We start from the raw sequence: 23,193 nt of genomic DNA, 5'->3' as shown, positions 1-23,193 counted from the left end.
GCGTGTCATAAGCTCCGGCCCATCCAACCGGAGCTGTGGGCCCTTGTTCCGATCTCAGGGGCTCAGTGCTAGGAGGGCACACTTCATGAGGAAGTCCAAGGCAGTTTCCGCCTTGTCGCTGGTCGCCGGATCCGCGCTGCTGTTGACGGCATGCAGCGGTGGTGGCGACTCCGGCAACACGGACAAGAACGGCTCGTCGAACGACGTCAAACAGATGGCGGTCGGCAAGGCCGAAAGCGGTGACCTGTTCAAGCTCGCCGAAGCTCCCGCGTGGGACGGTACGATCACTGTCGGTATCGATGACGGGTACTCTGCCTACAACAACCAGACCCCGGACACCAACACGTCGTACAACAACTACATCTCGACGGCGATTCTCTCCGGCACGCTGAAGCTCGACGGCAACAACAAGGTGCTGCTCAACAACGACGTGTTCGACTCCTGGACGGTCACGTCGAAGGACCCGCAGGTCATCACCTACAAGATCAAGCCGAACGTCAAGTGGTCTGACGGCGCGCCGTACGACTGCAAGGACCTCTACCTCGCCTGGCTGTCGCAGAGCGGCAAGGCCAAGGGCCCGGACGGCAAGGCCGCCTTCAACGCCGTCTCCACCAACGGCTACTCGCTGATCGACAAGGCCGTCTGCAAGGACAACCTGACCTTCGAGACGACCTACAGCACGCCGTACCTGGACTACAAGGGCATCTTCAACGCCCCGGCGGTCATGCCCGCGCACATCCTCGAGGCCAAGACCGGCATCGCGGACATCACCAAGCTCGAGCCGACCGGCGACCCGGCGCAGCTGAAGAAGGCCGGCGACTTCTGGACCAACGAGTGGAAGGGCTTCAAGGCGGACATCATGCCCGCTTCGGGCCCGTACAAGATCACCTCGTTCGACGCCAACCAGAAGTCCGTGGTGCTCGAGAAGAACCCGCAGTGGATCGGTGCCAAGGGTGGTCCCGCCAAGATCGTCGTCCGGACGATGGAGGACACCAAGGCGATGGCCACCGCGCTGCAGAACGGTGAGATCGACGTCGCGGCGTCGACCCAGCCGGACGCCACCGCGGCGGGCACGATGAAGAGCCTCGCGCCGCAGGGCGTGACCTACGGTTCGGCTCCGCAGCTCACCTACGAGCACCTGGACATGAACTACAAGCGGATGTTCAAGGACAAGGACCTCCGCAAGGCGTTCATGGAGTCGGTCAACCGCAAGGAGATCGTGGACAAGCTGCTCAAGCCGGTCCAGTCCGACGCCGAACCGCTGAACAGCATCAACTTCTTCCAGGGCGAGCCCGGGTACACGGATCTCTACAGCAGCAAGGCGGGCCTCGGCCCGGAGGCGGCTGCCAAGACCCTGACCGACGCGGGCTGGGCCAAGGGCCCGGACGGCATCTTCGCCAAGAACGGTGTCCGCGCCTCGTTCAAGATCGCGCACAACCAGAACGCCCGCCGCAGCCAGACCGTCGAGATCATCATCTCGCAGGCCAAGGCGGCCGGTATCGAGGTCAAGGACGAGACCGACGCCAACTTCCTCAAGGGTGGCCGTCTCGCCGCGGGTGACTACGACGTGGCGCTGTTCGGGTGGTCGGCTCAGCCGTTCAAGGCCGAGCAGCGGACGATCTACATCTCCAAGGAGAAGGGTGGCGACCAGAACTACCAGGGCCTGGCCGACCCGAAGATCGACGAGTCCTTCGACCGCGCGGTGAAGGCGACCGACGAGCAGCAGAAGGTCAAGGACTACCAGGAGGCGGACAAGGCGATCGCGGACCAGTACGCGACGCTCCCGCTCTTCGCGACGCCGTCGATGTGGGCTTGGAAGGGCATCGACCGGGTCTACATGCAGTCCTACGACGGCGTCCTGTGGAACGCCGGTGAGTGGGCTCAGAAGAAGTAGGCACCTGCCTGCTGTCCCTCCCCTCTCATTACCAGCCCCGGTGGGGGCGGGGCCCCGGCCACGCGCGGGCCCCCGGCACCCACCGGAAGTAGCTGTTGACCGTAGGGTTACCCCCACTACGGTAGACAACCGGGTAGCGGTCATGCTTCGCGACCAGGCCCGGATGAGGAGCAGTTCGTTGAACCTGGTTATCTACATTCTTCGCCGCCTGGCGATATCGATTCCCGTCCTGCTGGTCGGGACTTTCCTGTGTTTCGTCATGGTCGCGGGCACCGGCGACCCGCTGGGGGAACTCCGCAGCAACCCGCAGATCAGCAAGGAAGCGCTGGCCGCGACCGCGCACACGCTCGGCCTCGACCAGGGCATCGTCCCCCGGTACTTCACGTGGCTGGGTCACTTCCTCACCGGTGACTGGGGAATCTCGATCGCCCAGGGCAACGCGCTCGCGCCGGTCGCGCCCAAGGTGATGGCCGCGTTCGGGGTGACCTTCAAGCTGGTGATCGGCGCCGAGATCCTCGCGCTGGTCATCGGCGTGGCGGTCGGCGTGCTGGCCGCGGTCAAGCAGTACTCGATCGTCGACTACATCGCGACCACGCTGGCGTTCCTGCTGTTCTCGATGCCGATCTTCTGCATCGCGATCGTGCTGAAGAACTACGCGATCGAGATCAACGGCTGGGTCCGCGATCTCGGCCTGAGCGACGTCCTCGGCAATCCGTGGCTCCGCACGGTCAGCCCGGAGAACCTGAAAGCCGACGGAGTCGGTGAGTTCCTGGCGAGCTATGTCGGCGCCTATCTGCTCCCGACGCTGTCCATCATGGCGATCAGCTTCGCCGCGTACAGCCGGTTCCAGCGGGCTTCGATGCTGGAGGTGCTCAGCGCCGACTACGTCCGCACCGCGCGGGCGAAGGGGCTTTCCGGCTCCCGCGTCATCTTCCGGCACGCGTTCCGCAACGCGCTGATCCCGGTGACCACGTTGTTCTCCGTCAACTTCGGTGCGGTGCTCGCGGGCGCCATCATCACCGAAACGGTGTTCTCCTGGCACGGTATGGGCACATTGCTGGTCGAATCCGTGACGAAGAACGACACGCAGGTGATGATGGGCTGGCTCGTGGTCGTCGCGAGCATGGTGATCATCGCCAACCTGATCGCCGACCTGGCGTATGGCATTCTGGACCCGAGGATTCGCGTTGGCTGACTTGAACTCTGTGCTCGCGAGCGAAACCGCCGCCGCGGAGGGCACACTCCCGCCCGAGGCCCTGCCCGAACCCCGGAGCCAGGGCAAGCTGGTACTGCGGAAGTTCCTGCACCACAAGCTCGCGATGATCTCGTGTGTGGTGCTCGCGGTGATCGTGCTGATCGCGATCTTCGGGCCGTTCTTCTGGAAGCACAACTACGAGGACAGCTCGTTCCCGTCGTTCGCCGCGCCGAGCGCGGACTTCCCGCTCGGTACCACGCAGGTCGGCAAGGACATGGTGTCGCAGATCCTGCGCGGCACGATGTACTCGCTGCTCATCGCGCTGACCGTGTCGATCCTCGCGACGGTGATCGGCGTGGTCTTCGGCGCCATGGCCGGTTATCTGCGCGGGTTCACCGACTCGGCGGTCTCCCGGGTGACGGACCTGTTCCTGATCATCCCGCAGATCGCGGCCGCGGCCATCCTGGCGAAGGTGTTCGGCGGTGGTACCTGGTACATCGTCGCGCTGGTGCTGGCGGCGTTCGCCTGGATGCAGATCGCCAGGATCACCCGCGCCGAGGCGATGTCGTTGTCGCAGCGGGAGTTCGTGGACGCGGCGCGGGCGTCGGGTGCCGGGACGTTCCGGATCGTCTTCAAGCACCTGGTGCCGAACATGGTCGGCAGCATCACGGTCAACGCGACCCTCGCGGTGGCGCAGGCCGTGCTCGCCGAGGCGGCGCTGTCGTTCATCGGGCTCGGCGTCCAGCTGCCGGACACTTCGCTCGGCCGGGTCATCCTGGAGAACTACGCGCAGGTGCAGATCCGGCCCGCGCTGTTCTTCGGCCCGTTCGTCGTGCTCGTGTTGATCTCGCTGTCGATCAACTTCATCGGTGACGGTCTCCGTGACGCCTTCGACCCGCGTCAGCGGCGGATGAAGGCCTGAGACATCTCAACGAACCGGCGGGTGGGCTAGACGGCCCACCCGCCTTTTTCGTGCCGTCTCGTTCCACTGCGGACTCGGTAAGCCGTCAAGGCCACCTTGCGGGCGTTGCGGGCCGTCAGGCGCGAGTGGACCCGTTCTGGCCGTGGCTCAAGCGCCCCGATGAGGTTTTCTCGGTAGGTGCGGGGGTGTGGTCTTGCTGGTGGGTGCTTTCCCGGGGGCTTGGTGGTGTGGTGAAGGGGTCCTTCGCGGTGTTGAGCGTCGGTAAGGAGGCCTTCACGGCATGCGGTGGGTTCGGCGCGTGTGTCGCGAACGCTCCGTTCGGGACGTTCATCGTCGGCAACGGAGCGTTCGCGACATCGGGGGAGGCTGTCGGCTCGCGCGCAGGCCAGTCCGAGGGACGCCCTGAGTGCATCCACCGCACCCAGGGACGCCCTTGTCACACCCCAGGCCAGCGCACCGAAGGCGTCCCACAACACAACCGGCAACCCACAGCCCCAGAACCCTTAGCGAGAAAACCCCATTGGGGCGCTCGCCACCCGGCTCCCGAGGGCTCCCCAGAATGCCGTTAAGGCCACCTTACGGGCGTCTGACGCCCATAAGGTGGCCTTAACGGCATTTCCCAGCGTGAGGAAGTCTCAGTCGGCGACCGGGGCGACCTTTCCGGCTTCCCAGGCGGCCCGGCGCTCGGCCTGCAGGACGGGGTCGGCGACCGGGGCGGCCGAGAGCAGCCGGCGGGTGTAGTCCTGCTGCGGCGCGTGCAGTACCTGGTCGCGCGTGCCGACCTCGACGAGCTTGCCGTGCTGCATCACCGCGACGCGGTCGGCGAGCAGGTCGATGACCGCGAGGTCGTGGCTGATGAACAGGCACGCGAACTGTAGCGACTGCTGCAGGTCGAGGAACAGGTCCAGGACGCGGGCCTGCACCGAGACGTCCAGCGCGGAGGTCGGCTCGTCGGCGATCAGCAGTGCCGGGTCGAGTGCCAGTGCCCGCGCGATGGCGACGCGCTGACGCTGGCCGCCGGACAGCTCGTGCGGGTAGCGGTTGAGGTAGTGCCCGCCCAGTTCGACCTTGTCCAGCAGCGAGGTGACCCGCTTGTTCTGCTCCTTGGACGTGCCGACCTTGTGCAGCACCAGCGGTTCGGCGATGGACTCGCCGATCGTCATCTTGGGGTCCAAAGTGGACGCCGGGTCCTGGAACACGATCGAGAAGTACCGGCGCAGCGGGCGCAGTTCCTTGGCCGACATCGTGGTGATGTCCTTGCCCGCGATCGACACGGTGCCCGCGGTCGGGTTGAGCAGCCGGATCGCGCAGCGCCCGACGGTCGACTTGCCCGAGCCGGATTCGCCGACGAGGCCGAGGATCTCGCCCTTGGCGATGCTCAGCGAGACGTCGTCGACGGCGCGGTTCTTGGCCTGGCCGCGGCGGCCGGGGTACTCCAGCACCAGGTTCTTGATCTCCAGCGCGGGAGCGGTCTCCTCGACGACGGCTTCGAGTTCGGCGTCGGCGAGCCGGATCTCCTCAGCGATCTTGGCCGCCTCCTCGCTGTCGACGTCGATCGCCTCGTCGTCGAGCAGCCGCCTGCCCTCGGGCCGCTGGCCGAGCACCGGAACCGCGGCGAGCAGCCGCCGGGTGTAGTCCTCCTGCGGGGAGGCGAACAGGTCGCGCACCGGCGCCTGCTCGACGATGACGCCCTGGTGCATGACCACGACCCGGTCGGCGAGGTCGGCCACGACGCCCATGTCGTGCGTGATCAGCACGATCGCGGTGTTCAGCGTGTCCCGCAGCTTGCGCAGCAGGCCGAGGATCTCCGCCTGCACGGTGACGTCGAGCGCGGTGGTCGGCTCGTCGGCGATGATCACCTTCGGGTCGCACGCGATGGCCATGGCGATCACGACGCGCTGGCGCAGACCGCCGGAGAGCTGGTGCGGGTACTGCCTGAACCGCTGCGGCGGGTTCGGGATGCCGACCATCTCGAGCAGCTCGATGGCGCGCTTGTCGGCGGCGTCCTTGGCGATGTCCTGGTGCGAACGCAGCGCCTCGCGCAGCTGCCAGCCGACGGTGTACACCGGGTTCAGCGCGGTCATCGGCTCCTGGAAGATCATCGCGACCTCGTTGCCGCGGATCTTGCGCAGGTCCTTCTCGGTGAGGTCGGCCAGATTGCGCTCGCCGAGGCGCAGCTCACCGGCGATCCTGCTGGTCTTGGGCAGCAGGCCGAGCACGGACATCGAGGTCACGGACTTCCCCGAACCGGATTCGCCGACGACCGCGACGATCTCACCCGGCTGGACGTCGAACCCGATGCCCTTGACCGCGTCGACGACGCCGTCCTCGGTCGGGAACGAGACCTGCAGGTCGGAAATGGACAGAACCGAACCCGACGTTGTTTCAGTGCTCACCTAAAGATGCCCTTCGTGGGGGTACAGACAGGTCACGGCACTATGGCCGTGACTCGCGCGAGGATATCCGAGGGACGGCCGACGAAGGTCGGTGAGCGGGAATTACTCTTCAAGACGTGATCTCCCGTGAGGCCCGGCGGCTGCTTCTCGTCCACGCGCATCCCGACGACGAGAGCATCACCACGGGCGGCACGATCGCCCGCTACGCCGCCGAGGGTGCCGATGTGACGCTGGTGACCTGCACGCTGGGGGAGGAGGGCGAGATCGTCCCGCCCCGGCTCGCGCAGCTCGGCTCGTGGGCCGCCGACCAGCTCGGCGGCTACCGCAGCGGGGAACTGGCCGGCGCCTGCGCCGCGCTCGGCGTCACGCGGCACCGCTATCTCGGCGGGATGGGCCGCTGGCGGGACTCGGGGATGGCCGGGACACCGGCCGCGGCGCATCCGCGCGCGTTCACCGGCGGCAGTCCGGACGAGCAGGCGGCGCAACTCGCCGAGATCCTTGCCGAGGTCGAACCCCAGGTCGTCGTCACCTACGACGCGTTCGGCGGTTATGGCCACCCCGATCACATCCGTGCGCACGAGATCACCATGGCCGCGGCGATGCGGGCTGCATCGGTCGCGCGGATCTTCCACGTCGTCGCCTCGCGTACCGCGCTGCGCGAGGGATTGGCCGCGTTGCGTGCCGACGGAACTTCACCCTTCCGGGTACCCGAGGACGGCGAACTGCCGGAGACGCCCGACGAGACGATCACGTCCCGGATCGACGTCGGCGCGTACCTCGGACAACGGCTGTCCGCGCTGCGCGCACACGAAACACAACTCACCGTGGCCGGCGATGCGACCGTCCACTTCGCACTGACGAACGACATCGCCCAGCCCATCCCGCCGCACGAGTACTTCGTGCTCGCCAAGGGACCCGCGGACGGCGCGGAAACCGACCTCTTCGGCAAGCTGTGACCATGTCCGCCACCCCGGCCCCGGCCCGCCTGACCGTCACCCAGTGGCTGCTGCTCGCGCTGCTCACGTTCGACGCCGTCCTGCTGGCGCTGCTCGAACTGTTCTTCCTGCCGTTGCGGATGGACGGGACGGCGTTGCCGAAACTGGGCGACATCCCGATGCCGCTGACGATCGTGCTCGGCGCGGTCACCACCCCGCTGCTGGTGTCGACGACGGCGAGGCTGGTACGTCCCGGCCTGTCGTGGGTACCGCTCGTGGTGTGGGTGCTCGTGCTGTTCGGCGTCGGCCTGTTCGGTCCCGGCGGTGATCTGGTGCTGATCCAGGACTGGCGGGCGCTGTTGCTGCTCGGCGCGAGCGCGCTGCCCGCCGCGATGGCGCTCGGCGGCGGGTTGGGCAAAGCTGCGGGCAGGGCCTCTTCGAGAGGGGTGTCGCCGGGCGGGCTGTCGTCGGGAGGGAAGCGTGGCTGAGGCGATTTCGGACGCGAACGTCGTCGCGGTGCTGCGGCCGTTCGTGCGGGCCTGCGGGCCGATGCTGGACGCGCTGCGCGAGGCCGACCCGTTCGGCCTGCAGGCGAGAGCCCGTCGCGGTGAGGACGAACTCGCCGAGGTCGAGGCCGGGCTCAAGGAAAAGCTGCTGAACGGGCTGACCTCGGTCAAGGTGCCGGGCACCACGGCGTGGGCGAACATGAACGGCTACCAGCGGTCCAGCTGGTGGATGAACCGCGTCGGCCGGTTCACCGCGCTGGTGACGTCGATCCCCGGACTCGGCGGCGCGCTGGCCGATCGCTTGCCGGTGCAGGACACGCTCGGCGCCGCGTCGCAGGGCCTGCTGCTCTGCGCGCTGGCGGGGGAGTACGGCGTAACCGATGTCGGCGCCAGGGTGCGGCTCATCGCCTGGGTGCTGTTCGAGCGCGACATCGATCCCGTGCTCGCCGCGGGCAAACACGCGCAGCACGACGAGGCGGCCGAGGAAAGCGAGACGGCCAAGCTCACCGAGGAACTCGCCGAATCCGAGCGCAAGCACGGGAAGGTGACGTTCAAGGCGTGCGGGCGCACGCTGTGGCGGCTCGGGCGGGCGCTCCTCGGGATCACGGAGGAACTCGAGAAGCGCCCGCGCGGCCGGTTGTTCCATCGTGCGCTGGGCATGCTGCCGGTGGTCGGCGCCGCCGGGGACTATCTCGGCGAGCGCTCCGGGCTGCGCGTCGTGTGGAAACGCGGGCACGAATGGCTCACCACGCATCCCGCCTGACGCCGCCTAGTGCCTCCAGAACATGAAGAGTTCCTGGCCCAGCGCGGCCAGCGTGGCCGAACCGCCGACGGCGTCGAAGAGCGTGAAGGCCCCACGCCACAACGCGCTGTTCACCGGAGAGAGCAGGAAGAGCGCGGCGAACAGCACCAGCGGCGCCCACGGCCGGGCCCGCGCGCCGAAGTCCCGTGCCTTCGGGGAAAGGTACGGCTCGATCGCGCCCCAGCCGTCGAGCCCAGGGATCGGCAGGATGTTGAGGATGAACGTCACGATCTGCAGCAGCGCCAGATAGGACAGGCCGATCGCCAGCCCGGGGGCGCCGTGCATCGGCACCAGATAGACCACGAGCGCGATCGCGGCGCCGACCGCGAGGTTGCTCAGCGGCCCGGCGAGCGAGACCCACGAGGACGCCGCCCGCGAGCGCAGCGCGCCCCGGTTGATCCACACCGCGCCGCCCGGGAGCGGGATGCCGCCGATGATGAGGAAGATCAGCGGCAGCACGATCGACAGCATCGGGTCGGTGTACTTGCGGACGTCGAGTGTGAGGTAGCCCTTATGGGCGATGCTGTGATCGCCGCCGCGGAAGGCCACGATCGCGTGCCCGAACTCGTGCAGGCTCAGTGAAGCCACCCAGCCCGCCGCGACCAGGAGCACCACGCCCGTGATGAGGAGCGGGTCCCGGTGACTGCTCAAAATCGTGTTGGCGTTGCCGAAAGCGGCCATGACGCCGCCGACGACGGCGAGCGCGATGATGCCGAGGAAGATGGGGCTGGGCCGCACTGCTGATCTCTGCACACCCCCAGTCTTCCGTATGCCCGATGTGAAGTTTTCGGCGTGTCCCCTTGCGCTGGCGCCGCGAGGTATCCCCCGAACTCGCTACTCGGCTTGACCAGACCGCACTACACGGGTGTAATCACAGTGATGTCATTCGCTGCCGGGAAGGGGGCAGCGGGTGTCGTTTCACCACCGCCAGCCTGGGGAGTGCGTACGAGCGAGGAGGCGGACGTGCGGTTGGAAGCCGATGGAAGGGAATGGGGGCACGTCGTGGGTTGGGGAGAGAACCCCGAGCAGCAACTGGGTGATCTCACCGACATGTTCGACGTTGCCGAGGAGGAGCAGGACTGGCAGGAACGCGCCCTGTGCGCGCAGACGGACCCGGAGGCGTTCTTCCCCGAGAAGGGCGGTTCCACCCGTGAGGCCAAGCGAATCTGCCTGGGCTGCGAGGTCAAGGACGAGTGCCTTGAGTACGCGCTGGCCCACGACGAGCGCTTCGGAATCTGGGGCGGTCTGTCCGAACGGGAGCGTCGCAAGCTCAAAAAGCGTGTTGTCTAAAGAGTGCGTGTTGTATAGGTGATCCCGCCCCGGTCCACACCATGGAACGGGGCGGGGGAGCCCAGGTGTGAGTGACCGACGTCGTAGGGTGGCGGCACCGTTGTCCGCCGCCTGACGGGAGTCCGTCGTTGCCCCGCATCGCCTCATCTGCTTTGCGTACGGTTCCCGTGCTGGCCATCATGGTCTGCCACAACGGAGAAGAATGGCTGCCGCTGGCGCTGTCCTCCTTGCGCCGCAGCAATATCCGGCCCCGGCACGTGCTCGCGGTCGACACCGGGTCGACCGACCGGACGCCACGTCTGCTGGCCGAAGCCGCCGACCCCGGCGGGGTCGACGCGGAACCTCTGCTGTCCGGGGTACTGACACTTCCGGGTGAAACCGGATTCGCCGAAGCCGTCGCCGCCGCGGTCGAGCACGCCGTCGAGCGATGGGGCGATCCCGGTGGCTGGCTCTGGCTGCTGCATGACGACTGCGCGCCCGAACCGGACTGTCTCGAAGAACTTTTGCAAGCTGCGGAAAGCAATTCCTCCGCGCGGGTGCTCGGCCCGCTCGCCCTCGACTGGGTGGATCCGAGATTGATCGTCGAAGCCGGGCTCTCGACCGACGCCGTCGGTCACCGGCAGCAGACCGCCGCGCCCGGCGAGGAACCGGCCGAGGTACTCGCGGTACCCAGCGCGGGCTCGCTCGTGCACCGCGAACTGTGGCACGAGCTCGGCGGCTTCGACCCCGAATTCTCCTTGCTGCGTGAGGATCTCGACTTCGGCTGGCGGGCCAACGCGGCAGGCGGCCGCGTGCTGTCGGTACCCGCCGCGCGGATGCGGCACGCCCGCGCGCTGACCACCGGGCGGCGGAAACCCGACGCGGCGCCCGCGCCGCTGTCCGTCACGAACCGCGCCCACGGGCTGCGGGTGTTCCTGGTGAACTGCTCGCCGTTCTCCTTCTGGTTCGGCATGATCCGCATCCCGGTGCTGTCCGTGCTGCGGGCGTTGGCGTTCGTGCTGCTGCGCCGGACCGGGGAGGCCCGCGCGGAGTTCGCCGCCGTCGGCTATCTGCTCGGCGGGCGGGGCAATCTCCGTGCGGCACGGGCGAAACGCCGTTCGCGGCCGAGGCCGGGCTCGGTGCGCGGACTGTTCACCGGACGGATCAGGCGACTGCGTAACGCCTTCCGTGCAGGCGTCGTCGGGCTGGTCCGCCGCGGCGTGGAGAGCGACGTCGCGCTCGGGACCGTGCCGGAAGGCGTCGCGCCCGAGACGGCGTGGATCCCGCCGGAGGCGTTGGACGCCAAGGCCGATCGCCCCATCGGGCCGTCCGCGCTGCCCGCGGGGGCGTTGCGGGGCATCGGTTCCCGGGGTTCGGGACTGCGCCGGCCGAGCGGGTTCGTCGCCGTCGCCGTGCCGGAAACCCCGGCGCCACCGCCGACTCCGGACGCCGCCGCGGAGTCCGGGGAACAGGAAGAGGCTTCGCCGGAGCCGCGAGCAGCCGAGCCCGCCGCGGAACCGGAGCTGGTCTTCGTCGAGGTGAACCGGCGGCGCGTGCTCGCCGCGACGGTGTTCGCCCCGCCGGTGGTGCTGCTCGTCGTGCTCACCGCCCTCGCGCTGGTGGTCAACCGCGGCCGTCTCGGGCTCGATCTGTTCGGCGGCAAGCTGTTGCCGGTCGGCGGGCTCGGCGAGATCTGGTCGTCGTACGTCGCGCCGTGGCACGCCGTCGCGGGCGGCACCGGCGCCCCGGCCGCCGCGACCCTGCCGGTGCTGGGATTGCTCGGCGCGGTCTTCGCACCGATCGGTGGTCCGGCGGCACTGGTCGCCGTGCTCCTCATCGGCGACATCCCTCTGGCCGCGTTGAGCGCGTACGCGGCGACGCGGCGTCTGCGTGTACGGCGTTGGGTCCGTGCGGTCGTCGCGGCGGTGTACGCGCTGCTGCCCGCCGCGACGGCTTCGGTGGCGCAGGGCCGTCTCGACGTCGTCGTGGTGCACATCGTGCTGCCGCTCGTCGTCGCCGGGATCGCCGGGCTGCTCGTCCGGGCCGACACCCGTTGGCTGCACATCTCCGCGCTGTCCGCGTTCGGGGTGGCGCTGCTCGGGGCCTTTTCCCCGCTCGCGCACGGGCTCGCGCTCGCGGGCCTGCTGATCGGGTTCGTCGTGCTGCCCGCGCCGACCGGGCTGGCGCGGCGGATCGCGTCGGTGGGCATCGTGGTGCTGCTGCCGCTGGCGTTGCTGCTGCCGTGGCCGACCGTGCTCCTGAAGCATCCCGAGCTGCTCGTGCAGGGTCTCGGCGGCGGCGCGGCGCTGCCGTCCGGGACGGATCTGGCCGGGCTCGACCCCGGTGGCCCCGGCGCGTGGCCGATCGGGGTGGCGGTGATCGCGGCGGCGCTCGTCGCGCTCGTCGTGCGCCCGACGAAGCTCGCGGCCGGTGGGCTCGCCCTCGCCGTCCTCGGTGCGGGCGGGATCGTGCTGGTGCGGCTGGTGAAGCTGACGCCGATGCAGGGCGGCGCGCCCGCGTACGGCTACGCGGGTGTCCCGCTGCTGCTGGTCGGGGCCGGGCTGCTGTGGGTCGTGCTCTCGGCGTGGCAACGCGGTGGCGTCGCGCCGGTGCCCGGCAGGCTGCTGCCGCGGATCGCCGCCGTAGCCGGAGTCGTGGTGCTCCTCGCGTTCGGCGCGGGTGCGGTGGTGACCGGTCACGAAGGCCCCCTGCGGGCGGGTGGACGTCCGCAGCTCGCCCCCGAGGTGACCGCGGACCTGGCCGCCTCCGGCCGCTCGGTGCTGGACCTCGGCGCCGACCAGGTGCGGCAAACCGGCGGACGGCTGGCGCACTACGGCGACGATCAGCTCGCGCCCTCGCCCGGCACGGCCGACCGGCTCAGTGGCTGGCGGCGTGACCTCGGGCAGGGCAACGCCGAGTCGGTCAAACGCGCGCTGACCGCCGCGGCGGCCTCCGGCGTCCTCTACGTGGTCCTGCCCGCGGGCGTGGATCCCGCCGCGTACCCGACGCTGGCCAAGGACCTGGTCGCCGTCGCGCCGCCGGCGTCGGACGGGCGGCCGGTGCTCAAACTGCTCCCGCCCGCCGGCCAGGTCGTGCTGATCTCGCCGGAGCTGGCGAAGGCCGCGGTGACCGGCGGCGACGCGCCCGGCGTCTCCCCGGGGGTCTCACCGGTGCAGGCAGGCCTGCCGGACGTGCGGGTCCGCGTCTCCGACGGCCCCAACGGGCGGCTGCTCGTGCTGGCTGCCGAGCAGGAGGCGGGCTGGCACGCCAGCGTCAACGGCGCCCGGGTGCCGATCGTGCCCGCGTGGGGGCATCAGGTGGCGGTCTCGGTGCCGCCGAAGTCGGCCGAGGTGACCGTCGAGTACCCGGGGACGGAACGCGGGCTGCTGCTGCTCGTGCAACTGGCGGCGGTGCTGTTCACGCTGCTCACCGCGGTCCCGTCGTCGTCGGTGGCTGCGCGGCGTCGCTGAGATTCCCACTGCGCGGCGGACGAGCGCCCGGACAGGAGCGGGGGACCTTTGCTCACGCTTCAGGGGAGCGGGGGACCTTTGCTCACGCTTGTGAGGCTGGTGTGACTGCTGGGGTTGGCGGGGCGGGGTCTTGCGGTGTCCTACGTCGCGAACGTTCCGTTCGCGACGTTGAGCGTCCCCAACGGAGCGTTCGCGACGTCGGGCGATGCTGTCGGCCTGTGCGGGAAGCTCCGAGGGACGCCCTTGGTGCGTTGAGTGCGACGAGGGCGTCCCTCGGTGCAGTGAGCGCACCGAAGGCGTCCCTCGGTGGGTCGGCGACCCTCCCGCGGCCCTCGAACGCCCCCACTTCGCGCGCTCGCGCTGCCCCGGAACAGGAGCGGGGGACCTTTGCTCACGCCGGAGGTGAGCGAGGGACCTTTGCTAGCGTTCGTGAGCTTGCTGAAAGTTAGCTTGCCAACGGACGTTAGCAAAGGTCCCCTGCTCCCTTTTTGCAGGTCAGGACGCCGTCAAGGCCACCTTATGGGCGTCGGAAGCCCGTAAGGTGGCCTTGACGGCATGTCCGGGGGAGAGCGCTACTCGCCTTCGATGACGTCCGGTTCGACGCCGAGGTAGCCCGCGACCTGCTCGACCAGCACGTCGTGGACGAGCTCCGCCAGCTCCGACGGGTCCTTCGCTCGGGCTTCGAGGGGACGCCGGTAGAGCACGATCCGCGCCCGAGTCGGTAGTCCGGCTCGGTCGACTCCGGCGGGCACGAGCCGCGACAGCGGCACGGCGCCGTCGTGCAGGACGCCGTCTGCGGGGGCACGGCCGTCCAGCCGTACCTCGGGGACGTCGTCCACGGCCACATCGAGTTTCGTCAGCTCGTGGCGCCAGCGGGCCTCGATGGGCTCCAGCGCGTCGAGGACCAGCGCGTCGAACCGCTCGGCCCGGCTCGCGGCAGCGGGCAGCGTCGACGGGTAGAGCGCGCCGCGCAGGCCCCGGCCGTGCCGGTCCCGGCGCAGGCGCCGCCGCTGTCGGTAGTCACGAGCCTCGCGAGCCATTGCCACGATCCGAAGTCTAGGCGGTCGGCGAGTGGTCGCGCGTGTCGCCGGTGCCGCGTGACGGCGACACGCTATCGTTCGTCTTCGTGCGGAGCGTTCGAAAGTGTTCGCGAACGGGTTGTCCCGAACCCGCTGTCGCGACGCTCACGTATGCCTACCGCGATTCGACCGCCGTCGTCGGGCCACTCGCTACGGCGTCCGAGCCGCATTCCTACGACCTCTGCGAAGCCCACGCGCTGCGGCTGACCGTGCCCAAGGGCTGGGAAGTCGTCCGGCACGAAGGCGAGTTCGCCGCGCCCGACCCGTCGGCCGACGAGCTCACCGCGCTGGCCGAAGCCGTCCGCGAGGCGGGCCGCTCCGACCGCCCGCCGCCCGCTCCGGAGCCCGAGGGACCCTCGGGCAGGCGAGGTCACCTGCGGGTACTGCCCGGTCGCGCCTGAGGTCGGCCGCCGCCGGTAGGCTTTCCGGCGCGGCGCGACCGGCGCCGGGACGAGGACTATCGGCGGGGAGATGGCGTGCCAGACCTTTCGGGCATCGTGAAGGCCTACGACATTCGCGGCGTGGTCGGCGAGCAGCTCGACGCAGCACTCGTACGCGACTTCGGCGCCGCGTTCGCCCTGCTCGTCAAGGCCGACGCCACCGCGGTCGTCATCGGCCACGACATGCGCGACTCCTCACCGGAGCTGTCCGCCGCGTTCGCCGACGGCGTGACCTCGCAGGGCGTCGACGTGGTGTCGATCGGGCTGGCCAGCACCGACCAGCTGTACTTCGCCTCCGGCTCGCTCGACCTGCCGGGCGCGATGTTCACCGCCAGCCACAACCCGGCCAAGTACAACGGCATCAAGCTGTGCCGCGCCGGAGCCGCCCCGGTCGGGCAGGACACCGGCCTCGCCGAGATCCGCGACACCGTCGAGCAGGGCGTACCCGCCTTCGACGGCGAGCGCGGCAGCGTCACCGAGCGGGACGTCCTCGGCGACTACGCCGCCTACCTGCGCAAGCTGGTCGACCTCTCGGGCGGCCGTCCGCTGAAGGTCGTCGTCGACGCCGGGAACGGCATGGGCGGGCACACCGTGCCGACCGTGTTCGAGGGCCTGCCCATCGACGTCGTCCCGATGTACTTCGAGCTCGACGGCACCTTCCCGAACCACGAGGCCAACCCGCTGGACCCGAAGAACATCGTCGACCTGCAGGCGAAGGTGCGCGAGGTCGGCGCCGACGCCGGGCTGGCTTTCGACGGCGACGCCGATCGCTGTTTCGTCGTCGACGAGCGCGGCGAGCCGGTTTCGCCGAGCGCGATCACCGCGCTGGTGGCCGTGCGCGAGCTGGCCAAGGAGCCGGGCGGCACGATCATCCACAACCTGATCACGTCCAAGGGGGTGCCGGAGATCGTCGCCGAGCACGGCGGCAAGCCGGTCCGCACCCGTGTCGGGCACTCGTTCATCAAGGCCGAGATGGCCCGTACCGGCGCGATCTTCGGCGGCGAGCACTCCGCGCACTACTACTTCCGCGACTTCTGGCGTGCCGACACCGGGATGCTCGCCGCGCTGCACGTCCTCGCCGCGCTCGGCGAGCAGAGCGGCCCGCTGTCCGAGCTGACCAGCGCGTACTCCCGCTACGCCGCGTCGGGTGAGATCAACTCGACCGTGTCGGACCAGGTCGCGCGCATGATCGCGGTCAAGGACGCCTTCGCGGCCAAGCCCGGCACCGAGATCGACGAGCTGGACGGGCTGACCGTGCAGCTGCCCGGCGGCGCGTGGTTCAACCTCCGCCCGTCCAACACGGAGCCGCTGCTCCGGTTGAACGTGGAGGCCGCGGATGTTAACGCCGTGCGCGCGCTCACCGACGAAGTCCTCGCCCTTGTCCGCGCCTGAAACCCGTCCGTCGCAGGGCGTCCCCGGGCCGATTCGTTTCCGGAAGGTGCCCCTCATGTCACCCCCTCGCGTGGTATGGAGGAACCATGGCCATCACGCTTGACGCACAGCTGCTCGAGATCCTCGCGTGCCCATCGCCGGATCACGCCCCGCTGCGTCCTGGCACGCCGGCCGACCCGGACGCCGACGCGCTGACGTGCACCGAGTGCGGCCGCGTCTACCCGGTCCGGGACGGGATCCCGGTGCTGCTGCTCGACGAGGCCACTTCGCCGACCGATCCGGATGACTCCCATGCCGACGGTGCTTGACGATTCGCTGCTCGACGATCCCGCGCGACTGGCCGAGGCCGACAGCGCGGGGCTGCTGCGTGCCGCCGCGATGGCGGGCGCGCAGGTGCGGGCGACCGCCGAGGCGGCGGCGGAACTGGAGCTGGCCGAGCGGCTCGATCTCGGCAGGCCGCGGGCACTCGTGCTCATCGACCGGCCGGGGGTCAGCCGGACGGTGACCCGGCTGCTCGCCGCGCTGCTGACGCCTTCGTGCCCGGTGCCGGTCGTCGTGGCCGAGGCCGTGCCGAACTGGATCGGCGCCCTCGACGTCGTGTTCGCGCACACCGACGACGCCGGTGACCGCGAGCTCGCCGCGTCGCTGGAGCGCGCGGCGCGCTACGGCGCGTCCGTGGTGCTCTCCGCGCCCGCGGAAGGCCCGGTCGCCGCCGCGGTGGCGGGCAAGGGCGTGCTGCTGACCCCGCGGATCCCGGTGCCGCCGGAGCTGGCGTTCCCGCGCGGGCTCGCCGCCGGACTGCTCACCGCGAACGCGCTGGGCCTGCTCGTCGCCGACGTCCAGCAGCTCGCCGATCAGCTCGACCTCGAAGCCGAGAAGAACTACCTGGCGCGGGAGACCTTCGCGAACCCCGCCAAGGCGCTCGCGTTACGCGTCGCCGAGCGGGTCCCGCTGCTGTGGGGTCTCGACCCGGTGGCGGTCGCCGTCGGCGAACACGCCGCGCACGCCTTCGCCGCCCACGCCGCCACGGTGTGCGACGTCGAGGACTATCGTCAGGCGCTGGCGCGGCCGGCGCTGCGCCGCGCGGCGCAGGCGGGTGACACCGAGCGGGACATCTTCGCCGATCCGGACGACGGTCCCGCCGGGGCCAGGATCAGGCTGCTGCTGCTTTCGGTACGGACGGGGCCCGCGGCCGACGCCGCGCGCTTCCAGGCGGACGAGCTGCTGCCGGGCGCGGACGTGATCGTCCCGGCCGAGGAGATCGAGGCGGACGAGATCGTCCGCGCCGCGGTGCTGGCACTGCGGTTCGAGCTGGCGGCCGTCTATCTCGGGCTGGCCGCGGGCAGCATCGGCGGTGCGGGGCGGTACGAGCCCGCCACCGTCTGAGTCCCCGTGCGAGCGGGGCGGGGCGCGCCCGCGTGATCGGTGCGCGCCGAAGTGAGGATTGGGAGTTGAGGTGACAGTGGAGCTGCTGCGCAATGCCGTGCGGCCCTACGCGTGGGGATCGAGAACGGCGATCCCCGAGCTGCTGGGACGTCCGGTGCCGGCGCCGCACCCGGAGGCCGAGCTGTGGATGGGCGCCCACCCGGGCGACCCGTCGCACGTGATCGGCCCGGACGGCACCGAACGGAGCCTGCTGGAACTCGTCGACGCCGACCCGATCGGGCAGCTGGGCGAACGTTGTGCGCGGCACTGGGGCGGCAGGCTGCCGTTCCTGCTGAAGATCCTCGCCGCCGAGGAGCCGCTGTCGATGCAGGCCCACCCGTCGGCCGAACAGGCCGCCGAGGGGCACGCACGTGAGGAACGCGCCGGGATCCCGCGCGACGCGGCGAACCGCAACTACCCCGACCCGACCGCGAAACCCGAACTCGTGTGCGCGCTGACGGAGTTCCACGCGCTCGCCGGATTCCGTGCTCCGGAGCGCACGATCGCGCTGCTCCAGGCGATCGAGACGCCGGGGCTGGCCAAGTACGCGGTGCTGCTGGAGGCGCAGCCGGACCCGGCAGGGCTGCGCGCGTTGTTCACGACGTGGATCACCCTGCCGCAGGCCTCGCTCGACGAACTGCTGCCGGAGGTGCTGGACTCGTGTGTCCAGCACGTCAAGGCGCACGGCGAATTCAGCGAGGAGTGCCGGACCATCCTCGAACTCGGCGAGGCGCACCCGCGCGACGCCGGGGTGCTCGCCGCGCTGCTGCTCAACCGCCTCACGCTGCGGGCGGGCGAGGCGATCTACCTGCCCGCCGGGAACCTGCACCTCTACCTGCACGGCACCGCGGTCGAAATCCTGGCGAACTCGGACAACATCCTGCGCTGCGGGCTGACCCCCAAGCACGTCGACGTGCCGGAGCTGCTGCGGGTCGTGGACTTCGCGTGTGGCGAGATGCCGGTGCAGTCCGGGCGGCAGGACGGGCGGATGGCGGTCTACCACACCGACGCGCCGGAGTTCGAGCTGTCGCGGGTCGAATGGGCCGCGGGCGAGACGGACGAGATCGTCGTCGACTGCGCGGGCCCGCAGATCCTGCTGTGCACCGCGGGGGACCTCCTGGTGACCGCGGCCGACGGCGAACAGGTCGAACTGCGCCGCGGCCGGTCGGTGTGGCTGCCCGCGGCCGATCCGCCGGTCCGCGTCCGCCCGCTCGACGGCACCGCCTCGCAGCTCTTCCGGGCCACTCCCGGCACCTGCTGACCCCCTCCTGACGAGCACCCCGGTGGCTTTGCCCCCGGGGTGCTGTTTGTCGTGCCTGGGGGGCGACGAGTGTGTTCGTTCCGTGTGGCGGGCTTCTCCACTATCACCCATTGGGGTGGTCCTGCCGGTCCGGTGGCCGCCCAGGAGAACCGACAAAGGAGAACAAGCTCGTGACTTCCTATCCCGACGCGGCGGCCGGGCAGCTGCGTCAAGGCCCGCCTGTGGCACCGGCGGCCCAGCGCCCGGCGCGGCCCGGCGTGCTGTTCGCGGCACTCGGTGTCGCGGTGCTCTCGGCGCTCACCGCGATCGTCGACGGCGTCATGATCATGTCGGGCGGCCGCGAACTCGCCGCCGACCTCGCGGCGAAGGTCGTCGCCTCGGTGACCGGCGAATCGGCCGACGCCGTCAAGGCGGGCGGCGGCATGCTGTTCGACGCGGCCGTCGAGCAGGCGCAGTCCTCGCTCCAGGTCCGTGGCGTGATGACGATCGTCTTCGGGGTGCTGCTGCTCATCTGCGCGGCGCTCATGCAGGGCGCGGCCGTCTGGGCCCGTGTCCTCGTCACGCTGACCGCGCTGCTCAACGCGCTCATCGCGTTGCGCGTCGCGACCGACGACGAGGGCGGCACCGGCGCCATGCAGGGCGTGGCCTGGCTCGCCGTCGCCACCGCGCTCGTGGCGATCGTGCTGGCGTGGCTGCCCGCCAATCACCGGTACGCCAAGGCCCGCAAGGGTTTCTAGAGGTTTCGGGGGTGGTGTCGGCTACCGAGGGGGGCCGGCACCAACCCCGATGCAACGCGACACCGGACAGGCCCCCGAGAATCAGCCCTTCCGGTGTGCCCGCAAGGCCATCCCTGATCCCGCCCGGCCCTCGCCTCCACCCTCACGGAGGCGCTGCGTTCCCCGGGCGGGAGCATCAGCCAGGGGTGGCCTTGTCGGCGTCGTATCCCCTGCGGACTCGGTGTCCCCCGGTGTACCCGGCGTCCCTTGTGGACTTTCCGGGTCAGCGGGGTTCGGTCAGTGTCAGTAGCGCCTTTTCGAGCACCGACGCGCTGGCGTCGCGAGGGTCCCGCAACCGTTCGGCCTCGCGGCGTGCCACCGCGGCGGCTTCGGAGTTCCCCGTCATCTCGTGCGCGCGGCCGAGGACCTGCCAGGTCAGGTTCGTCGCCGCCCGGCCGCCCATGGTGCGGAATTCGGCCAGGCACTCCAGCAGCACCGGAATCGCTTGCGCCGCACGGCCTTCGCCGATCCAGCTCGCCGCGAGCGCCCGGGTGCAGGACAGCTCCCTCGGGCGCTCGTCCAGTTGCCGTGCCAGGTCTAGCGCGCCCTTGAACGCCGCTACCGCCTCCCCGCGCGCGCCCAGCCCGGCGTGGATGGCGCCCTGGGTGCGCAACGACTTCGCCAGCGCGGATTTCGCCGTCGTGTGCCGCAGCAGCCGCACCGACTCGTCGATCGCCTCCGCCGCGTCCCCCGGGTTCCCGGTCAGCTGCAGGGACCACGAGAACCCTTGCAACGCCACGCCGATCCGCCGGGTGTCCCCGGCACGCTTCGCCAGTGCGAGCGTCGCCCGGTCGACGTCGAGTGCCTCGGCGACCCTGCCGAGCCGGTGCAGTGCCGCGGACTGGGCCCGCTGCACCCATTCGAGACCCGCTTCATCACCGTCCACAGTGAACAGTTCGTGGGCGCGTCCGGCAGCGTCCAGCGCCTCCTCCGCGTGCCCGAGCCCGGTCAGGCAGTGCGCGAGGTTGGCCTCGGTCCACGCCTGTGCTGGGCGGTCATCGAGTGATTCCAGCTCCTTGGCGCATGCGCGATATCCGGCGACCGCGTCTTCGTACTGGCCGTTGCTGTGCCGTAGCAGGCTCAGCATGGCGGTGGCGAGCGCCGCGCAGTGCTGGTCCCCGGCCTCGACGGCGGCTCGGTGCAGCACCTCACTCGCCGAGCACAGATCGGCGTAGTGCCCGTCCAGATAGACGTACGTACTGAGCTTTTCCAGTAGCAGCAACGCATCCTCGCGCCAGCCCACCGCGCAGAACGTGCCGATCGCGGTGACCAGATTGGCGCGTTCCGCCGCGAACCAGGCCTCCGGCCGGGCGAGCAGCCGCTCGACCAGCTCGGGTGGCAACGGCTGGGCGGGCAGTGGCCGGGCCGGTGCTGGCATCGGCACCGTGCGGGGGAGCCGCGCGGCGGCCGCGTCGGCGAGGCACAGCGCCGCGTCGGCCACCCCGCGAATCGAGGCGACGCGCTCCGCGTGGCTCTCCAGTTTCACGCCCTGCTCGGCGGCGAACACCCGGACGAGATCGTGCATGCGATACCGCGGCTCGCCGCCGGGATCGGCGCCCGTCGGCTGGAGCAGGCTCGCCTCGATGAGCTCCTCGATGGCCTCGTCCGCGTCGTCGCTGTTACCAATCCGGCCAAAAGCAGGCGGATACGGGCCGCGGCCGATCTGCTCGTCGGGACCTGTTTCCGCCGTGACTGTGGTCGGATTGGTAACCAACGGCGCAGTACCCGCGATCAGGGTGACGGCCGCCCAGTGCGGGAGATCGTGCCCCCGGCAGCCGCCGAGCCGCCGGAACGCGCGCTGGGCGGCCGGGCGCAGCGCCGCGTAGCTCAGCGCGATGCTGCCGCGGACCCGCAGATCGCTCACGGTCAGCTCGTCGAGCCTGCGTGCCTCGTCCTCCAGCCGGTCGGCGAGCAGGCCCAGCCGCAGTTGTGGCCGGACCGCGAGCCTGCTGCCCGCGATGCGCAGCGCGAGCGGGAGGAAACCGCAGGCGACGGCGATCCGTTCGGCATCGGCCTGCTGGCTGCCGACGCGTTCGGCACCCGCGAGCCGCCGCAGCAACGCGCTCGCGTCGCTCGCCGACAGCGGCCCCAGCGACAGCCGATGTGCCCCGGCGAGGCCGCTGAGCCTGCGTCTGCTGGTGACCACCACCGCGCAGCCGGGCGTGCCTGGCAGCAGGGTGCGGACGTGTTCCGGGTCGGCGGCGTCGTCCAGCACCACCAGCACCCGCCGATCGGCCAGCCTGCCGCGGTAGACCGCCGCGCGGGCCTGGAGGTCGTCGGGGATCGCCGGGCCGGTGACGCCCAGCGCGCGCAGCAGATCGGTCAGGACCTCGCCGAGGTCGCGCGGTGCGGCGGCACCGGCCAGCGGTACGTACAGCTGACCGTCCGGATAGGACGCGCGCAGCACATGTGCCGCACGCACCGCAAGGGTGCTCTTCCCGGCGCCGGGCTCCCCGGTGATCACCGTGACCGGGACGTCCGCCTCGTCGCCGGTGATCAGCGCCGCCAGTTCGGCGAGCTCGGCCTCGCGCCCGGCGAAGTCCGCGATGTCCGGCGGCAGCTGGCACAGCGGCCACACCGGCGGAGCCGCGACGGTGAGGCCCTGGGGGACGGGATCTTCGCCGCGCAGCACCGCCGCGTGCACCCGGCGGGCTTCGGCGCCTGGTTCGACGCCGAGCTCGTCGATCAGCGTGGCGCGCAGCCCCCGGTAGACGGTGAGCGCGTCGGCCTGGCGGCCCGCGCGGTGGAGCGCGATCATCAGCTGCGCGGCGAGCCTTTCCCGCAGCGGGTGCTCGGTGATCATCGCCTGTAGTTCGCCGGTCAGCTCGCCGTGGCGGCCGGTGGACAGCTCCGCGTCGACACAGTCCTCGAACACGGCGAGCCGCTCCGACTCCAGCCGCGCGATTTCCGCGTCCAGCAAGGGAATGTGCAGCCCGGAGAGCACCGGACCCCGCCATTGGGCGAGTGCCTGCCGGAAATGCTTCGCCGCCACGGCCGGGTCACCGGTGCGCGCGGCCTCCCTGCCGAGCGCCGCCTCGGCACGGAAGGCCAGCAGGTCCAGCTCGTCCGGCCCGGCCCGCAACCGGTAGCCGCGGGCCGAATGTTCCACCCGCAGGCCCTCGATCCTGGCGCGTAGCCGGGAGACGTAGGTGTGCAGGTTCGACGTGTAGGACTTGGGTGGGCCGTCCGGCCAGAGCGCGTCGACCAGCCTGCCGGCCGGGACATGCCGATCGGCGTCGAGCAGCAGCACCGCCAGCAGGGTGCGCTGGTGTTCCCCGCGCAGCGCGGGCCAGTGCCCTGGCGGGCTTTCGATGCTGAGCGGTCCGAGCACGCCGAAGCGCATGGTCATCACCTCCCCCTCCGGTGCTGGGCGATCGAGACTAACGGTGGTCGTCCTGGGTCTTGAACCGAGCAGGGACGAAGCTAGCGGC

The 23,193-nt window shown here is 70.5% G+C and carries 18 protein-coding genes; 14 read left to right on the top strand and 4 right to left on the bottom strand.

The genetic code is table 11. The features are described from left to right. Positions 1 to 85 precede the first annotated feature (85 nt). The 3 genes from ACFW0G_RS32850 to ACFW0G_RS32840 all read left to right on the top strand — a co-directional run bounded on the left by ACFW0G_RS32850 (position 86) and on the right by ACFW0G_RS32840 (position 4,011). Positions 86 to 1,894: an ABC transporter family substrate-binding protein gene (locus ACFW0G_RS32850; protein ID WP_378329334.1), complete on the top strand. Its 1,809-nt coding sequence runs from the start codon at positions 86 to 88 to the stop codon at positions 1,892 to 1,894. A gap of 178 nt (positions 1,895 to 2,072) precedes the next feature. Further along, positions 2,073 to 3,089: an ABC transporter permease gene (locus ACFW0G_RS32845; RefSeq protein WP_378329333.1), complete on the top strand. Its 1,017-nt coding sequence runs from the start codon at positions 2,073 to 2,075 to the stop codon at positions 3,087 to 3,089. Continuing rightward, entirely contained in the window at positions 3,082 to 4,011 is a 930-nt protein-coding gene (locus ACFW0G_RS32840) for an ABC transporter permease (RefSeq protein WP_378329332.1), read from the top strand. Before ACFW0G_RS32845 ends, ACFW0G_RS32840 begins: the two co-directional genes overlap by 8 nt. A 635-nt stretch (positions 4,012 to 4,646) precedes the next feature. On the opposite strand, the gene ACFW0G_RS32835 is transcribed toward ACFW0G_RS32840, so the two are convergent. Next, the gene (locus ACFW0G_RS32835; RefSeq protein ID WP_378329331.1) at positions 4,647 to 6,407 is read right to left on the bottom strand and encodes an ABC transporter ATP-binding protein; all 1,761 of its coding nucleotides are present in this window, start codon (positions 6,405 to 6,407) and stop codon (positions 4,647 to 4,649) included. 116 nt (positions 6,408 to 6,523) lie between these two features. Between ACFW0G_RS32835 and mshB the strand changes: the two genes are divergently transcribed. The 3 genes from mshB to ACFW0G_RS32820 are packed head-to-tail and all read left to right on the top strand — an operon-like array spanning position 6,524 to position 8,611. Continuing rightward, on the top strand, positions 6,524 to 7,363 hold the full coding sequence (mshB, locus tag ACFW0G_RS32830; RefSeq protein ID WP_378329330.1) for an N-acetyl-1-D-myo-inositol-2-amino-2-deoxy-alpha-D-glucopyranoside deacetylase: 840 nt from the start codon (positions 6,524 to 6,526) through the stop codon (positions 7,361 to 7,363). Positions 7,364 to 7,365: 2 nt separating this feature from the next. Then, positions 7,366 to 7,830, top strand: a complete 465-nt coding sequence (locus ACFW0G_RS32825) for a hypothetical protein (RefSeq protein ID WP_378329329.1) — start codon at positions 7,366 to 7,368, stop codon at positions 7,828 to 7,830. Continuing rightward, a complete protein-coding gene (locus tag ACFW0G_RS32820) occupies positions 7,823 to 8,611 on the top strand; it encodes a hypothetical protein (RefSeq protein WP_378329328.1) in 789 nt (262 codons plus the stop codon). The genes ACFW0G_RS32825 and ACFW0G_RS32820 overlap by 8 nt, the downstream gene beginning before the upstream one ends. A gap of 6 nt (positions 8,612 to 8,617) precedes the next feature. On the opposite strand, the gene ACFW0G_RS32815 is transcribed toward ACFW0G_RS32820, so the two are convergent. Further along, positions 8,618 to 9,388 (bottom strand): site-2 protease family protein, encoded by a 771-nt coding sequence (locus ACFW0G_RS32815; RefSeq protein WP_378329362.1) that lies wholly within the window; start codon positions 9,386 to 9,388, stop codon positions 8,618 to 8,620. 225 nt (positions 9,389 to 9,613) lie between these two features. Here ACFW0G_RS32815 and ACFW0G_RS32810 point away from each other — a divergent pair, with 225 nt between their 5' ends. Both ACFW0G_RS32810 and ACFW0G_RS32805 read left to right on the top strand, forming a co-directional pair. Beyond that, positions 9,614 to 9,940 (top strand): WhiB family transcriptional regulator, encoded by a 327-nt coding sequence (locus tag ACFW0G_RS32810; protein ID WP_378329327.1) that lies wholly within the window; start codon positions 9,614 to 9,616, stop codon positions 9,938 to 9,940. A 179-nt stretch (positions 9,941 to 10,119) separates the two neighbouring features. Then, entirely contained in the window at positions 10,120 to 13,389 is a 3,270-nt protein-coding gene (locus ACFW0G_RS32805; RefSeq protein ID WP_378329361.1) for a glycosyltransferase, read from the top strand. A gap of 572 nt (positions 13,390 to 13,961) precedes the next feature. Here ACFW0G_RS32805 and ACFW0G_RS32800 read toward each other — a convergent pair. After that, positions 13,962 to 14,429, bottom strand: coding sequence for a metallopeptidase family protein (locus ACFW0G_RS32800; RefSeq protein ID WP_378329360.1), 468 nt, complete (start codon positions 14,427 to 14,429; stop codon positions 13,962 to 13,964). 86 nt (positions 14,430 to 14,515) lie between these two features. Between ACFW0G_RS32800 and ACFW0G_RS32795 the strand changes: the two genes are divergently transcribed. The 6 genes from ACFW0G_RS32795 to ACFW0G_RS32770 all read left to right on the top strand — a co-directional run bounded on the left by ACFW0G_RS32795 (position 14,516) and on the right by ACFW0G_RS32770 (position 19,723). Continuing rightward, positions 14,516 to 14,869, top strand: a complete 354-nt coding sequence (locus ACFW0G_RS32795) for a DUF3499 domain-containing protein (RefSeq protein WP_378329326.1) — start codon at positions 14,516 to 14,518, stop codon at positions 14,867 to 14,869. A 75-nt stretch (positions 14,870 to 14,944) separates the two neighbouring features. After that, a complete protein-coding gene (locus ACFW0G_RS32790; RefSeq protein ID WP_378329325.1) occupies positions 14,945 to 16,300 on the top strand; it encodes a phosphomannomutase/phosphoglucomutase in 1,356 nt (451 codons plus the stop codon). Positions 16,301 to 16,386: 86 nt separating this feature from the next. Further along, positions 16,387 to 16,608 (top strand): Trm112 family protein, encoded by a 222-nt coding sequence (locus ACFW0G_RS32785; RefSeq protein ID WP_378329324.1) that lies wholly within the window; start codon positions 16,387 to 16,389, stop codon positions 16,606 to 16,608. Beyond that, positions 16,592 to 17,686, top strand: coding sequence for a hypothetical protein (locus ACFW0G_RS32780; RefSeq protein WP_378329323.1), 1,095 nt, complete (start codon positions 16,592 to 16,594; stop codon positions 17,684 to 17,686). The genes ACFW0G_RS32785 and ACFW0G_RS32780 overlap by 17 nt, the downstream gene beginning before the upstream one ends. 76 nt (positions 17,687 to 17,762) lie before the next feature. Continuing rightward, positions 17,763 to 18,986, top strand: a complete 1,224-nt coding sequence (manA, locus tag ACFW0G_RS32775) for a mannose-6-phosphate isomerase, class I (RefSeq protein ID WP_378329359.1) — start codon at positions 17,763 to 17,765, stop codon at positions 18,984 to 18,986. A gap of 170 nt (positions 18,987 to 19,156) precedes the next feature. After that, positions 19,157 to 19,723 (top strand): hypothetical protein, encoded by a 567-nt coding sequence (locus ACFW0G_RS32770; protein ID WP_378329322.1) that lies wholly within the window; start codon positions 19,157 to 19,159, stop codon positions 19,721 to 19,723. Between the two features lie 262 nt (positions 19,724 to 19,985). Here ACFW0G_RS32770 and ACFW0G_RS32765 read toward each other — a convergent pair whose 3' ends face one another. Further along, positions 19,986 to 23,111, bottom strand: a complete 3,126-nt coding sequence (locus ACFW0G_RS32765) for a BTAD domain-containing putative transcriptional regulator (protein ID WP_378329321.1) — start codon at positions 23,109 to 23,111, stop codon at positions 19,986 to 19,988. Positions 23,112 to 23,193: the final 82 nt, after the last annotated feature.

This window comes from Amycolatopsis sp. NPDC058986 (genome assembly GCF_042741125.1).
Lineage (GTDB): Bacteria > Actinomycetota > Actinomycetes > Mycobacteriales > Pseudonocardiaceae > Amycolatopsis.
The sequence above is the reverse complement of the archived record's forward strand: the minus strand, read 5'-3'. Positions and strand labels throughout refer to the sequence as shown.

Excerpts from the sequence above, each read along its gene's own strand:
- ACFW0G_RS32850 (WP_378329334.1), top strand. The coding sequence starts at position 86 with ATGAGGAAGTCCAAGGCAGTTTCCGCCTTGTCGCTGGTCGCCGGATCC.
- ACFW0G_RS32785 (WP_378329324.1), top strand. The coding sequence starts at position 16,387 with ATGGCCATCACGCTTGACGCACAGCTGCTCGAGATCCTCGCGTGCCCA.
- ACFW0G_RS32765 (WP_378329321.1), bottom strand. The coding sequence starts at position 23,111 with ATGACCATGCGCTTCGGCGTGCTCGGACCGCTCAGCATCGAAAGCCCG.
- ACFW0G_RS32800 (WP_378329360.1), bottom strand. The coding sequence starts at position 14,429 with ATGGCTCGCGAGGCTCGTGACTACCGACAGCGGCGGCGCCTGCGCCGG.
- ACFW0G_RS32805 (WP_378329361.1), top strand. The coding sequence starts at position 10,120 with ATGGTCTGCCACAACGGAGAAGAATGGCTGCCGCTGGCGCTGTCCTCC.
- ACFW0G_RS32825 (WP_378329329.1), top strand. The coding sequence starts at position 7,366 with ATGTCCGCCACCCCGGCCCCGGCCCGCCTGACCGTCACCCAGTGGCTG.
- ACFW0G_RS32780 (WP_378329323.1), top strand. The coding sequence starts at position 16,592 with ATGCCGACGGTGCTTGACGATTCGCTGCTCGACGATCCCGCGCGACTG.